The following is a 14,283-nucleotide window of genomic DNA, read 5'->3' on the forward strand; positions in this document are numbered from 1 at the left end:
GTGATTACTCAAGTCCTTTAACTTATAAAGGTCAGGCTACGCAGTACCTCAAAGACATTGGTAACCCGACCCTATCTCTTGAATTCTATACGTTTACACTTGAAACTTCAGAATGAGCTGCGTCGAAAGCTTCACGAAGGGAGCTTTCTTTGGAGCGATCAAGATTTGTTCGGATGATATGACCGCCCTGTTGACCAAGCTTTTCAATGACTTTGTCGGATACTTCCTTGCGGACCATCATAAACAAAGCTGCCTGCCCTGGTTTTAGTACAGAAGCGACGTCCTTCATGAACTTGTTGTTGATGCCATAGTCACTGAGCGCCCCGCCAAGTGCTCCGGCTGACGCCCCGGCAACGACACCTAGAAGAGGGTTCAGGAAAATTAGACCAATCAGCAATCCCCAAAATGCGCCTCCAGCGGCTCCGGCAGTCCACATGTTGACCATCTGGTTTAGCTTTATTTTTCCGTGTTCATTTGCTTTGGCGACGACTGCATCTGCAATTTCCACCATATACTCGTGTTGTAGTTCTAACAGTTCTTCGCGTGCTTTTTCTGCTTCTGCTTCATTATCGTAGCCAATGACGATCAATTCGGACATTTTTATCACCTTGTTTTAGTCTTTAAAACAAGCAAACAGGCTTGAACATCGATCATTGGGTTTGGTCGATCGCGCAGGCCTGTGTTGTTTGCTGGCAAGCTATGAAGCAGATGAAGGTGCTGTGTCTGTTAGCTGGTTAACAGACCGCCGAATATTTTAGAGCTAAGTTGGGAGCTTTGGAAAAGCGTGTTTATTTCTAACAGAACTGTATTGAAGAATGTGAATCTATTTACTCTGCATAACTCGGAGCAGCGTCGGCCAACTTTTCAAGCTTGTTGAGCTGGACAATGCTTAGATAGCCATCTTTCAGCTCAATTATGCCTTGTTTTTTAAAGTCATTGAGAGTGAGGTTGACGGTCGGTCTTGAGCATCCAACTAGGGTTGCAATTTCGCCTTGTGTTAAACGCACATTAATGCTGATGCGATTGTTGTTTTCCTGGCCAAGATCATTTGCAAGCAGGCTTATCATTTTTGCCATGCGCGATGTCGCGCTTTTAAAAATCAAATCTTCAGCTCTGGTCTCAATCCGTTGCAGGCGCTTTCCGACCTGTTTGGATATTGCAAAACTAAAACTGGGAGCAGTTTGCATTAGTTCGATGAAAACCTTTTTGGGGAGTTTTAAAACACCGCATTGATCAATCGCAACTGCAAAGCTTTCACGAGAGTCATTATTGAGTGCTGATAGCTCCCCAAAGACTTCTCCAGGCTCTACAAAGCCAAGAGTGAATTCACCACCGGAGTTCGAACAGCGGTACAATCTCGTTAAGCCCTTTTCCAGCAAATACACAGTATCAGGCTCGATCATAGGAGAGAAGATCGTTTCCTTGTCCTGAAACACCTGAGTTCTTGAGGCCGAACGAATACTTTTGACAGTGTCATCTGGTAGCGCGTCAAGCCAGTTAATTGTTGTAAGATGCCAGTGCGACAACTTTTCCTCCCCTTGTCATCAATAGACGAACATGCAGCAAAAATAACTTCTGAGAACACATTTTATCTACACTCAAGTGTCTTGTTATCCGTCATTCGAGGCAAAAACAACAAATTAAATAATGTTAATTTTGAGCGTTTTTGAGCGCAGCTGTTGGCCAGCTAACAGCGAGTCTATGAATGGACTGCTAATCGTTCGCCTGTAGGTTGGGAGTTCGGCCTACCTATTAGAAACATTAGATAATTAGCTCTGAAGGGAAAGTTAGCTCATGCGGTTTTTGGGTATTACACTAGCATTATTGCTTGCAGGCGGAAGCAGCGTCTATGCAGATGAAGCTGCCACATCAAAGCGTGATATGTCAAAACTCACTTGTGGTGAGTTTTTGGAAATGAGTGCACCTGATGCGGTTGTGACACTTTTCTGGATTGATGGATACCTATCCAGCAAAAACGATGCGCCAGTATGGGATGCTGAAACTTTTGTGGAGCATCGCGACAAACTCGTAAAAATTTGCGCCTCAGAAGATGGCAAGGAGAAATTCCTCTTCGAAGAAGTGGAAGAACTAAACTAGATCTGCCGTGAAGTGGGACTGCGTAGCAGTCTCACTTTTGGTAAACTGATGCCTCCCGTTTAGGGACGTTGCTCCTTGAAGACCAATCAGTGATGCAACTTTCCTTCGCTTCTTGTCCTCTGATACAGCATCCCACAATATGAAAACTCAACGCGCCAAAGGCGTGCAGCAAATAGGTGCACTTGCGCTTACTTTGACCACTGCTGCTTTGTTTATGACACTTCGTAATATGCCGATGATGGCTGAAACCGGGATGAAAATGATCCTCTTCAACCTCATCACCATTTTCGCCTATCTTATTCCTGTGGCTCTTATCTCCACAGAACTTGCTACAGGATGGCCAAAAAACGGAGTTTACCACTGGGTAGAAGAGGCATTTGGATCACGTATGGGCTTTATTGCTGTATGGATGCAATGGGTCCAGAGTATTTTCGGGATAACGTCTATCCTAGCCTACATAGCGGCTTCACTAGCATATGCTTTCGACCCAGAACTCGGTACCAACAAGTACTTCATAATATTCATTATCTTGTCTGTTTACTGGTCTGCCACCCTTGTCAATTTCCGAGGCAGCAAAGGCTCAGGCATAATAAGCTCTCTCGCTGTTTCCGCAGGAGTTTTATTGCCTTCTGTTCTCCTGATTGCATTGGGTGCGATCTATGTAAGTTCTGGAAATGAGCTCCATCTAGATACGACATTGACTGCCAAAAATCTGGTCCCATCAGTTTGGGAGACAGGGAACCTGGTTCTCTTCTTGAGCTTTATCTTTGGTTTTGTTGGGGTTGAAGTATCGGCCAGCCACGCTCGAGAAGTTAAGAATATACGACGTGTCTATCCCATCGCAATTTTCAGTGCTGCCGGGATTGGGTTTGTAACAACTTTACTGGGTGGGTTGACGGTCGCTTCAGTGTTACCCGCGGGGTCCATTGATCAAATCAATGGCGCGATGCAAGCGTTCTCTGCTTTGCTGACACACTTCAAGCTACTGTGGTTCTTACCGATAATAGCTATTCTTGTTGCATTAGGTGCTGCAGGACAGGTGAGTACTTGGATTGTGGGTCCGGTGAAAGGGCTTTTTGCTGCAGGCCAAGCTGGAAATTTACCCCTCTGGGCGCAGAAGGTGAACCATCAGGGCGTGCCTACTAATCTTCTTGTTTTGCAGGCTGTACTTATTTCGCTCATTGCGATGTTCTTCATTGTTGTCAAAGATGTAAATACGGCGTTCTTGATACTCACCTCAGCCGCAGTCCTCATATACTCACTGATGTATATATTGATGTATGCCGCAGCAATACGCTTGCGATATACACACCCAGAAGTTGAGAGGGCCTATCGAGTTCCTGGTGGGAAAAAAGGCATGTGGCTTGTTGCTGGAACCGGCCTAGTTGCTTCTACCGCATGTTTTGCAATTGGCTTCATTCCCCCGCTTCACAGTGGTTTTGCCATCGAAACCTTTGAACTCTTGATGGTTGCAGGTCTGGCAATTGTCGTTGCTGTTCCAGTTCTAATATTTTCAATTCGCCGACCATTTTGGTCACTGACAAAAGCGATCAGTTAAGAAGGACCCGAATAATGGGTAACACAAAAACCGATATGTCTGATGTTGATGTATCTTCATCTATGTTGATGCCCTCTTATGGCGGGCGCGTGATGCGGGAACCTATCCCTAAGTTCAGTCTGCCTGCTGGCCAGATGGAAGCTGAGACTGCGTACCGGATCATCCATGACGAGCTTATGCTTGATGGCAATGCCCGACTTAATATGGCAACTTTTGTAACAACCTGGATGGAGCCTCAGGCAGAGCGCCTGATGGCTGAAACCTTTGATAAGAACTTAATTGACAAAGATGAATATCCAAACACAGCAATGATAGAGGAGCGCTGCATCAAGATTGTAGCGAACCTCTTTAATGCTCCAGATGGGTTTACTGGTTCGTCAGCGATCGGTTCGAGTGAAGCTGTCATGTTGGCGGGCATGGCATTGAAGTGGAAGTGGAGAGATCGACAGAAAGCTAAAGGCAAGCCCACTGACAAACCGAATTTGATCCTTGGAACCAATGTGCAAGTTGTCTGGGAAAAGTTCTGCCGTTATTGGGATGTAGAACCACGGTTTGTTTCAATGTCAGCAGATCGATATGTTATCGATCCTGACGAAACTGTTGCGAAAATTGATGAGAACACCATTGGTATTGTTACAATTTTGGGAACGACTTATACCGGCGAATATGAACCAATCAAAGAAGTTCATGACGCGCTGGTGATATCCAACGAACAGACTGGTTTCGAAGTTCCTCTTCATATTGATGCTGCAAGTGGTGGGTTTGTTGCACCGTTCTTGCAGCCTGAGTTGGAATGGGACTTCCGCTTGCCACTGGTTAAGTCGATCAATGTCTCAGGCCATAAATATGGCTTGGTTTATCCTGGTGTTGGTTGGGTCGTGTGGCGGGACAAAAGTGATCTGCCTGAAGATCTTGTTTTTCATGTAGATTACCTGGGCGGTAATATGCCCACCTTCACCTTAAACTTCTCCAGACCGGGCAATCAGATCGTAGGCCAATACTACAACTTCCTCAGATTAGGACGGGATGGTTACACACGGATAATGGAGAACTTACGTTCAATTGCCAGCTATCTGTCCCAGAACATCGCGCAAATGGATCAGTTTGAATTGCTCAGTGATGGAAGTACCATCCCGGTCTTTGCATTCAAAATGAAAGGCCCGAACAAATACACCGTGTATGCTGTTTCCGAGCACCTGAGAGTTCATGGATGGCAAGTTCCTGCGTATGCAATGCCAGAGGGAGCTGAAGATATACACGTGCTCAGGATCGTTCTTAGGGAAGGTTTCAGTCGTGATATGGCGGAGCTGCTTCTCAAAGATTTAGCGACCGTTATTGAAAAATTAGAACGAGAGTCAAAGAACGGACATGAAGCGCCATCAAAACACTTTGCTCACGTATAGTCCCCCTACCATAAATTTTTAGCGTGCTAAGCATATCAAACCAGTGTTTCTGAATACGACTATATTAGCCTGAGAATTACAAGGCTATACCTATCGGCTTTTAGGCAGGTTTGATATGCTCCTGCACCCAAATTCATTACTGATGGAAAAGTTATTGACAGGTCAGAGAGTCCTCAATTTGATGCTGCCCGCTATACTCACTCACCCTTTTAGCTTTGTTTGGTGGCATCATCAAAACTAGTTATGACTCAATAAGTTTATTTGATTTTGATTTTCTCCGCTCTGAAATCATCCTTCAGGCATAATAATATGCGGAGAGAATATGACTAATCAACCCAAGTTGACCACTGCTTTTGGTTCCCCCGTCCCCGACAATCAGAACATTCAAACTGCAGGCCCCCGCGGTCCAGCTCTGCTGCAGGATGTTTGGTTCCTCGAAAAAATGGCCCACTTCGATCGTGAGGTTATTCCTGAGCGCAGAATGCATGCCAAAGGTTCTGGCGCTTATGGAACGTTCACAACAACCAATGACATCACCAAGTTCACTCGCGCTAAGATATTTTCCGAAGTTGGCAAAAAATCCGATTTATTTATGCGTTTCTCGACAGTGGCAGGAGAACGTGGCGCTGCTGATGCAGAACGGGACATTCGCGGCTTCGCCATAAAGTTCTATACTGAGGAAGGCAATTGGGATCTGGTGGGCAACAACACACCAGTCTTCTTTCTCCGCGATCCGCTAAAGTTTCCAGATCTGAACCATGCAGTAAAACGAGATCCGCGCACCAACATGCGCAGTGCGGATAACAACTGGGATTTCTGGACGAACCTGCCTGAAGCTCTGCATCAGGTCACAATCGTCATGTCAGACCGCGGCATTCCGGCGACTTATCGCCATATGCATGGATTTGGCAGCCATACCTATAGTTTCATCAATACTGATAACGAGCGTTATTGGGTTAAGTTTCACTTTGAAACCCAACAAGGTATCAAAAACCTGACAGATGAAGAAGCCGCTCAAATCGTTGCAAATGATCGCGAAAGTCACCAGCGAGATCTATATGACAGCATTGAGAATGGCGAATTTCCGAAATGGACACTGTCAGTCCAGATTATGCCAGAAAAAGAGGCCGGCAATTATCACATTAATCCGTTTGATCTAACCAAAGTCTGGCCTAAGTCCGACTACCCGTTGATCGAAGTTGGCGTGCTTGAACTGAACCGGAACCCTGAAAACTACTACGCTGAAGTTGAGCAGGCTTCATTTGCCCCTTCCACAATTGTGCCCGGCATCAGTTTCTCTCCCGACAAAATGCTTCAAGGCCGCCTGTTCTCTTATGGGGATGCTGCTCGGTATCGTCTTGGAGTTAATCACTCGCAAATCCCGGTCAATGCACCGCGCTGCCCATTCCATTCCTATCACCGCGACGGAGCCATGAGAGTTGATGGCAACAACGGTTCACGTATCGGATATGAGCCGAACATGTTTGGCGAATGGCAACAGCAACCAGATTTCTCCGAACCGCCACTCTCAATAGAAGGAGCCGCAGGTCATTGGGACCATCGGGAGGATGAAGATTATTATTCTCAGCCTGGCGCTCTTTTCCGTTCAATGAATGCAGACCAGAAAGAAGCTCTGTTCGCAAACACAGCCCGCTCGCTTAGCCCCGCACGTATCGAAATCCAACACCGTCATGTCCGCAACTGTTACCGCGCGGACCCTGCTTACGGCACAGGTGTTGCAGCCGCGCTCAACATCAGTATTGCAGATGTAAAAGACATCTAAATTACATTGATAACCAAAGATCAGGGGCTCTGCCAAAGCCGACCAACCAATCAATAAAGGCCCCTGATCCACAATTGCCGAAGTACATTCTAAGGGGAAAATTCAATGGATTTCAAAGGTAACGATACCCATATCAATCGACGCATGCTTTTAACGCGCGGTTCCACGATGGCTGTCGCCACAGGAGCATCTGTCGTTGCGAGCAATGCCTGGAGCGCGAGTCAAAATGAGGAAGACTTAAGCGCCAAAATCCTTCAGGTCATATCGGAGCTTGAAGCAGAAACAAATTCTGAGCTCGCAGCTATTACCTGGTCCAGACAACATATCGCCAATAAGCTGCGTGCATCGCTTGGAATGCCAGTAGAACAAGAAGAGTATAACAAAAACTATCGAGATTATTACAATTATAGCCTGCAGGAAGCGTGATCTTACGTGGCTGGTTCGATCAATATTAACGTATACAGCTGACTGATAATAAAAATAGAAAAAATAACAATAGACAGGGATTTCTCAAACCCTGTTTACTGATGTGTTTATACCGAGATCACAATACTCTCAACCGCTTCTGCTATCTTTTACGCTTTGGAGTATAAAGGATGGTCTCAATTCTCTTTTCGAGCACTTTCGTGGATTGATAGATCCGGATATGAGCCAAGCCTTATGACTGAAACGTGCAAAGTCTTTGGGGGCAATGTACTGCTAATAAAGTCAGCTGACTTAACTGCTTGAAAATCTTGATTGCCAGTTCATATTAAAGAGTTTCTTTCGGGTCGTTGCATGATACTGCTCCTCTTCTGCTGGGGCTTGGAATGATTTACCGGCAAACTTCAGGAAGCTACTAAACTACTCCCAGCTTGTTTTGTCTTTGCAAGCTTGGGCAAAAAAGCGCCATGCAATTTGAACACGCTTGGGAAGATGTTTTCTGGGCGCGCGCAGTAAGAACAATTTAAAGGGGTCAGCATCTTCTATTTGGTTTAAATGGATCAGCTGACCAGTTCTTAGTTCATTTTCTACAATCACTTTAGGCAGAAAAGCGATACCCGCGCCGCTGATCGCTGCTCGTTTTAAAACAAAACTATTATTGGCACGCAGCACGACATTTGGCGCAATCCACTCCTGCCCCTCGCGACAGCGCAAAAACCACTCAGAAGAACTCTGAGGGCCATCGAACACAAGAGCTTTATGGCCTTTCAAGTCATGGCTTGTTTCAATTTTTGGAGTACGCGAAAGGTAGTCTTTTGAGGCGCAAAGTACTCGTGGCACAAATGAAACTTGCTGTGTAATAGCTGTGCTGTCTTCAAGGGCTCTGGAGACCCTAAAAATGATATCAACATCCTCGTTCAAGACATCAGAAAAGCTATCAGACACAACTATATCTAGTTTTAAGCTCGGATATTTCATCTGAAACTCAGAAATGTGCTCAGCTATGACATCTTGAGCAATTATTGAGGGCACATTGAGCCGTACAACGCCCGTAATGGCCTTCGAGTCTGCACAAAGCTTGTCCTTCAACCATGTCAACTCATCAGCAACAATACTTGCGGTTCGGTAACATTCTTGCCCGGCGTCTGTAAGACGCAAAGCACGTGTTGAACGGATCAATAAGCTAGCGCCTAAAACGGCCTCCAACCGGGTAACCTGCTTGGCAACCCAGGCAGGTGAGATATTGAGATTGCGTCCGGCAGCTGAAAAGCTTCCAGAATCAACAACAACCCGAAAAATACCGAGTAGATCTGATAGGTTCTCGCTTGTCATTATATAACGAATTGGAAAAGGTGATTAGTCATTGCATCCAATTAACATGCGATCAGGAAAAGGTATACCCGATTGACCACCAGCAAACGGAGATACCATGACCTACTCTCAGTTATTCGAAAGCGCAAAACTTGGGAAGCTAGAGCTACGCAACCGAACTCTTGTCGCTCCAATGACGCGCGTCAGTGCAAGTGCTTCAGGCTGTGTTGGCCCTCTTATGCAGCCGTATTATGAGAGATTTGGCAAGGGGGGCTTTGGAGCAATCATTACCGAGGGCGTCTACACTGACCAACACTTTAGTCAGGGATACGAGTTCCAGCCGGGGATCACTGATAAAACGCAAGCCGCAAATTGGACTGAGTTAATCAAAGGCGTGAAGGCAGCAGGCGCAAAAATAATTATGCAATTAATGCATGCTGGTGCCCTGTCTCAATTTAATCGCTTCTCTAATGAGACACGTGGCCCTTCCCCCGTACAGCCTAAAGGTCAACAAATGGAGTTTTATCGGGGTTCTGGTATGTATCCTACCCCTTCTGAAATGACGGTTTCTGAGATTAAGACTGCAATTTGCGGTTTTGCAGACTCGGCTAAACGTGCTCAGGAGGCCGGTGCAGACGGGGTCGAGATTCACAGTGCCAACGGTTATCTTTTGGATCAGTTCCTAACCGATTACGCAAACCAGCGTGGAGACCAATACGGCCAAGGCATATTTGAACGCACGCGACTGACACGCGAGGTTCTAGAAGCTGTTCGCGATGCTGTCGGGGGCGATTTTACGGTTGGCGTACGTCTATCACAGAGCAAAGTCAACGACTTCGAGCACAAATGGGCAGGACAAAGAGACGACGCTAAGGTTATCTTCGAGGCGGTTGAAGCGAGTGGTGCTGATTACATACACACTACAGAATTTGCAGCTCAGGCCTCGGCATTTCAACATGGAGCGTCTTTAGCTGCACATGCAAAAAATCTTACCGGTTTACCTGTCATAGCGAATGGCGGCCTAGGTGATCCTGCAATCGCACAAAAAATGATCCTGCAAGATGAGTGCGATTTTGTGGCGATTGGTAAAGACTCGCTTGTTACGCAGAATTGGCCTGTGAAAGTGCAAAAGAACGAAGCACGGCGTCCGTTTGATTTTGAAATGTTCACGCCTCTGGCTGATCTAGAGACAGCGAATGCTTACTTTTCTGCCCGTGCCGAAATCTAGTTTAGAACATTCTCTTTACGGCATCTCTCCACAAGAGGGGTGCCGTCAGTTCCTTAGTTTAGGATTGAGGAATGAAACATCTCATAATATAATGATCTACTTTGGGCTATCTCTAATTTTTCTTTATGCCTTTGAAACTTTCAAGTAATAACGATTAACTTTTTCAGTTTGTCATGCTCTAAAAATATTGCCAAAAGCTGATTACACCCGATCAATTGTTTCTCCTAGGTTATCTGCTTTGCCTATCGCTAAATCCAATATCTAGTAATAATAGCTCCGCCAGTTCTTATTTGCTCCTCAAGGAGCTGTATGAACAAGATTACTCACACAAGTGCTGAAAAATCCTGAAAATGAAATTTCTTCAAGATTATCAATCAACCGCAAGCGGGTAATAATGATATTGGCACACAACCTTAGATTGGCGATGGTAAACGTCAAGCGCACGAAATAGCGATAAAGTAATTTATTATATTATTGATTAAATATTTTAGCATTACGTTTGGTAACTTAAAAATTATCATCTTTAACAGCGTTGACTTTAAACCTCATTTAAAAAAGAATTCTAGCACTGCATGCAGTGTGCTTAGGTTAAATCTACACAAGGCATTGAGGAACCAAAAGAATTCTGAATGTGCTTACTCTTGAGGGGACGGCACTTCACCTGAGCTTGGGGCTGTCGAAATGTTTGATTACTATGAGGAATCTCTTGCCGAATGTATCGATAAGCGCACTCGCTCTTCGCGAGCCACAACTGACGGCGTCGCTAGCCGGTTTCTGGGAGGAACCGACAGCCCAGAAAACTTATGGGAACCTTTTAGAGGTAGCATTTGCGCAGCCGGCATTGCGCTTGCTCGCAGATTGAAGCCTATGCTTTTATTCAGTCCAGGTCTTCAAATTCGGGCAACCAGATCAGCTCTTATCGGGCTCATTCTAAGGCAATCTTCAAGCAAAGAATGCCTCAGGCAGCAGCTTTCATAGCCTCTTAGCTAATTAATCCCTTCAGTCATCCTTCAATGCCGTTGAATGCATTTATGCATGCGATGTCAGGCTCTAATTGGCCGCACCATAAAACCAAGCAGCATTAAACACCCAAACTTTGTATAACGGGAGAGACAAAGATGCCAAATCAAAACCAACCCAACGATCAGTGGTGGGTTAATGACCAAACGCCGGATAATCCGTTTGGTAAAAGTGATGATTACGAAGCTTTTCTAGATTACGTTGGCGCGCTGCCCCGCAGTCTGACACCTGAGATTGCAAATAAGCCGCTGGTGATCAATGTTACAGACCTCAATGACCATCCTGAGTACAAGGCTGCCGCTATTGGCGCGCTGAAGATGTGGTCAGCAGTTACGCCTTTTGAATTCGTGATTGTTGATGATGCCCCATATGATGCAGATGTGCATTGGATGGAAATCGTAAGCCCTGAGCTGGGCGAGCCTAGTGATGGCAGTGCTTTCTCGAACAACCGAAAAGTCAGCATCGGTCAGCGCTTCCATGATACAGAGCCGAACAAAACCGATATTGGCGGCTACGTATTTGACAGTTTCATTCATGAGTTTGGTCATGAATTCGGCCTGAACCATCCAGGCCTTTACAACTACAGCGGTCCCGGCGGCGTTCAGATCAACTACCTGAACAATGCAACCTGGATTTATGATCGTCAGCAATACAGTGTCATGTCCTATTTCGATGGCATTGATGTTGGTGAAACGACACGTTGGTCCGCTTCAACACCGTTGATGGCAGATATTGAAGCTACGATTCGTCGTTTTTTCTCAGAAATCGATGAGAACGGTGAGCGGACCTATCAGACAATTGACCTCAACACTGGTGACAACACCTACGGCTTTAACAGCTCCGAATACGGTTATGAGCTGACCTCCTCAGGCATGCAGCACGACATTGGGTTCGTGATCCATGATACGGGCGGTGTTGACACCATTGACTTCTCGGGATCAACCGCAGGCACGATCCTTGACCTGCGTGCAGGACAGTTCTCAAGCGTTAATGGGCACAGCAACAATGTGTCTATCTTTGCTGGCCACAATGCAGACCAGACCGAATATTACATCGAAAATGGCATCGGTAGCAATTACGATGACATTCTGATCGGTAATGATGGCGACAACGTGCTGGACGGTCGCGGCGGTGCTGATAAAATGGCTGGCGGCAAAGGTGACGATGTCTACTTCGTCGATTCCGCTGATGATATCGTACGCGAGGAAGCTGACGGCGGAAACGATACGATCATTGTGCTGAACAGTGATCTGGATCTGGGTGAAGTTGAGAACGTTGAAAACATCATCTACGTGGGTGGTACACCGACCCAACCCGTCGTTGACGGTGACGATGACACTTCCAGCGATTCCAGCGATTCTCTAACCAGCCTCATCTTTGGTGATGAAGACAACAACACCCTTGAAGGTGGAGCTGGCGGCGACACGATCTTTGGTCTGGATGGTGATGACCTCATCATTGGTGGTCGTGACTCATTGGCGAGCCGTGATATCAACAACACCATCGCAGTCGAAGATCTCGAAGATCAGACCGAAAGCGATGACGGAAACGACGTGCTTTATGGTGGTCGCGGCAACGATACCATCTTTGGTGGTGCTGGTGACGACATTCTTGATGGCGGCGAAGGCGACGACACACTGATGGGTCAGGATGGTGTTGACATCTTCCGCGGTGGTGACGGCGTTGACACAGTGGACTACAGCCATGAGAGCCCGTTCCAGCTGCTTGTAAACCTTGAGACCAACGTTGCAAGCGGCGGTACTGCATCAGGTGACACGTTCTATAGCATTGAGAACCTGATTGGCTCTGATGACCGTATTGACCGGTTCATCGGCACAGATTCAGACAACCATTTCTGGGGTCGTGGTGGCGGCGACGTCTTCAATGGCGGCGGCGGTGATGACATCCTCGACGGCGGCAATGACGGTGACCTGCTGTATGGTGATGAAGGCAATGATACGCTTATCGGCGGTTCCGGTCAGGATTATCTTGATGGTGGCGAAGGCATCGACACGGTCGTTTACTCTGGAAGTTCTGAAGGAGTAACGGTTGACCTTGCTAACGGCACAGCACGCGGTGGCGACGCAGATGGTCCAGTCCAGATTGTAGGACGAGGCACAGTCATCAGGCATGATATCATCGTCGACGTTGAAAACGCTGTCGGCTCTTTCTTCGATGATCACCTCATTGGCAATGACCAGACAAACGAACTCTCTGGCGGTTCAGGTAACGACATTCTGACCGGTGGCGAAGGTGCTGACATCCTGAACGGTGGTCGCGGCAGTGATACTGCGGACTATTCCGACGCAACCAGCGGTGTCAATCTCAACCTGGGACGCGGTAAATCAGAAGGTGACACCTACATCTCGATAGAGAACCTCTCAGGTTCTGGACATAATGATCGCATGAAGGGTGATAACGCTGCCAACACCTTGACTGGTCAAGGTGGCAACGATGTTCTTCGTGGTGGCAAAGGCGATGATGTCCTCTTCGGTGACTTCGCTGATCAAGGTGAACCTATCCCACGCCCAGGCATGGGTACAGGGTACGCGACGCTTGGTCCGGATGCGACGAACAACTCAATCGCAACTGCATTCGATATCTCCAATAATTTCTCTTTGACAGAAGATTCTGACATCTTCGATTCAACAACTGTTCTTCATACAACAGTTAATGCGACCGGAAATGGCCTGGGCGGATACTATGGTATCGAGCTTGCGGCAGGTACGACCATTACAATCGATATCGACGGTATTGCAGATCCAGACGTCCATGACAGCTGGGTCAGACTGCTCGATGCTGATGGTAATATTGTCGAACAAAACGATGATGGTGGCAGCGATCCCGGCTCTACAACCAACCGTGATTCAAGCATAGTCTTCATTGTTGAAGAAACTGGTACCTACTACATTCTGGAGGGTGCGTGGTCACCGGACGTTCAAGGTTGGTCAGAAGCAGTGCCAGAGGGCTCTACCTACAAACTCAACGTATCAGTTGAGTTCCCGCCTGAGCCAATTCAGCCGGGTGAAGCTGGCAATGATAAGCTCTACGGCGGAAAAGGTAGTGACTTCCTCGACGGTGGCCTAGGTGCAGACATTCTGGTTGGTGGCGCAGGCGAAGATTCCTTCCGCTTCTCAACAGAGCTTGGCAACGACAATGTCGATAAAATCAAAGACTTCAGTGTTGGCGAGGATCTGATCCTTCTCGACAATGGCATCTTTGCTGAACTTGGTGGCACTGGCGCTCTTGATCTCACTGCATTCCACATGAGTGCTGCAGGTGTTAGCCAGGATGCTGCTGACCGCATCATCTACGACAGCGACAGCGGTGCTCTGCTGTATGATGCCGATGGTTCAGGAGACATTGGTGCAATTCAGTTTGCTCAGTTGAAGACTGGTCTGTCACTTTCTGCAGATGACTTCGTTATCGTTTGATAACTTACAGGAGGGGGGCTCTTATG

General features: G+C 46.9%; 10 protein-coding genes. 7 read left to right on the top strand and 3 right to left on the bottom strand.

What is annotated here, in order from left to right; genetic code table 11:
• Positions 1–85: 85 nt before the first annotated feature.
• Complete coding sequence (locus PsWM33_RS26300; RefSeq protein WP_063302220.1) at positions 86–598, bottom strand: DUF1269 domain-containing protein; 513 nt, start codon at positions 596–598, stop codon at positions 86–88.
• Between the two features lie 229 nt (positions 599–827).
• Positions 828–1,526, bottom strand: coding sequence for a Crp/Fnr family transcriptional regulator (locus tag PsWM33_RS26305; protein WP_153040022.1), 699 nt, complete (start codon positions 1,524–1,526; stop codon positions 828–830).
• 268 nt (positions 1,527–1,794) lie between these two features.
• Here PsWM33_RS26305 and PsWM33_RS26310 point away from each other — a divergent pair, with 268 nt between their 5' ends.
• The 5 genes from PsWM33_RS26310 (at position 1,795) to PsWM33_RS26330 (ending at position 7,267) form a co-directional block, all read left to right on the top strand.
• Complete coding sequence (locus PsWM33_RS26310; RefSeq protein ID WP_063297779.1) at positions 1,795–2,097, top strand: HdeA/HdeB family chaperone; 303 nt, start codon at positions 1,795–1,797, stop codon at positions 2,095–2,097.
• A 139-nt stretch (positions 2,098–2,236) separates the two neighbouring features.
• Entirely contained in the window at positions 2,237–3,655 is a 1,419-nt protein-coding gene (locus PsWM33_RS26315) for an amino acid permease (RefSeq protein WP_063297778.1), read from the top strand.
• 14 nt (positions 3,656–3,669) lie between these two features.
• Entirely contained in the window at positions 3,670–5,058 is a 1,389-nt protein-coding gene (locus PsWM33_RS26320; RefSeq protein ID WP_063302222.1) for a glutamate decarboxylase, read from the top strand.
• Positions 5,059–5,380: 322 nt separating this feature from the next.
• Positions 5,381–6,841, top strand: coding sequence for a catalase (locus PsWM33_RS26325; RefSeq protein WP_063302223.1), 1,461 nt, complete (start codon positions 5,381–5,383; stop codon positions 6,839–6,841).
• A gap of 105 nt (positions 6,842–6,946) precedes the next feature.
• Complete coding sequence (locus PsWM33_RS26330; protein WP_208994765.1) at positions 6,947–7,267, top strand: hypothetical protein; 321 nt, start codon at positions 6,947–6,949, stop codon at positions 7,265–7,267.
• Positions 7,268–7,684: 417 nt separating this feature from the next.
• On the opposite strand, the gene PsWM33_RS26335 is transcribed toward PsWM33_RS26330, so the two are convergent.
• Positions 7,685–8,596 (bottom strand): LysR family transcriptional regulator, encoded by a 912-nt coding sequence (locus PsWM33_RS26335; protein ID WP_063302224.1) that lies wholly within the window; start codon positions 8,594–8,596, stop codon positions 7,685–7,687.
• Between the two features lie 97 nt (positions 8,597–8,693).
• Between PsWM33_RS26335 and PsWM33_RS26340 the strand changes: the two genes are divergently transcribed.
• Entirely contained in the window at positions 8,694–9,803 is a 1,110-nt protein-coding gene (locus PsWM33_RS26340; protein ID WP_063302225.1) for an NADH:flavin oxidoreductase, read from the top strand.
• 1,118 nt (positions 9,804–10,921) lie between these two features.
• On the top strand, positions 10,922–14,257 hold the full coding sequence (locus PsWM33_RS26350) for a M10 family metallopeptidase C-terminal domain-containing protein (protein WP_063302227.1): 3,336 nt from the start codon (positions 10,922–10,924) through the stop codon (positions 14,255–14,257).
• Positions 14,258–14,283 lie beyond the last annotated feature (26 nt).

The organism is Pseudovibrio sp. WM33 (assembly GCF_001623165.1).
GTDB lineage: Bacteria > Pseudomonadota > Alphaproteobacteria > Rhizobiales > Stappiaceae > Pseudovibrio.

Bases quoted from the DNA above. Each gene is read 5' to 3' on its own strand.
- PsWM33_RS26300 (WP_063302220.1), bottom strand. From the start codon at position 598: ATGTCCGAATTGATCGTCATTGGCTACGATAATGAAGCAGAAGCAGAA.
- PsWM33_RS26310 (WP_063297779.1), top strand. From the start codon at position 1,795: ATGCGGTTTTTGGGTATTACACTAGCATTATTGCTTGCAGGCGGAAGC.
- PsWM33_RS26315 (WP_063297778.1), top strand. From the start codon at position 2,237: ATGAAAACTCAACGCGCCAAAGGCGTGCAGCAAATAGGTGCACTTGCG.
- PsWM33_RS26320 (WP_063302222.1), top strand. From the start codon at position 3,670: ATGGGTAACACAAAAACCGATATGTCTGATGTTGATGTATCTTCATCT.
- PsWM33_RS26325 (WP_063302223.1), top strand. From the start codon at position 5,381: ATGACTAATCAACCCAAGTTGACCACTGCTTTTGGTTCCCCCGTCCCC.
- PsWM33_RS26330 (WP_208994765.1), top strand. From the start codon at position 6,947: ATGGATTTCAAAGGTAACGATACCCATATCAATCGACGCATGCTTTTA.
- PsWM33_RS26335 (WP_063302224.1), bottom strand. From the start codon at position 8,596: ATGACAAGCGAGAACCTATCAGATCTACTCGGTATTTTTCGGGTTGTT.
- PsWM33_RS26340 (WP_063302225.1), top strand. From the start codon at position 8,694: ATGACCTACTCTCAGTTATTCGAAAGCGCAAAACTTGGGAAGCTAGAG.
- PsWM33_RS26350 (WP_063302227.1), top strand. From the start codon at position 10,922: ATGCCAAATCAAAACCAACCCAACGATCAGTGGTGGGTTAATGACCAA.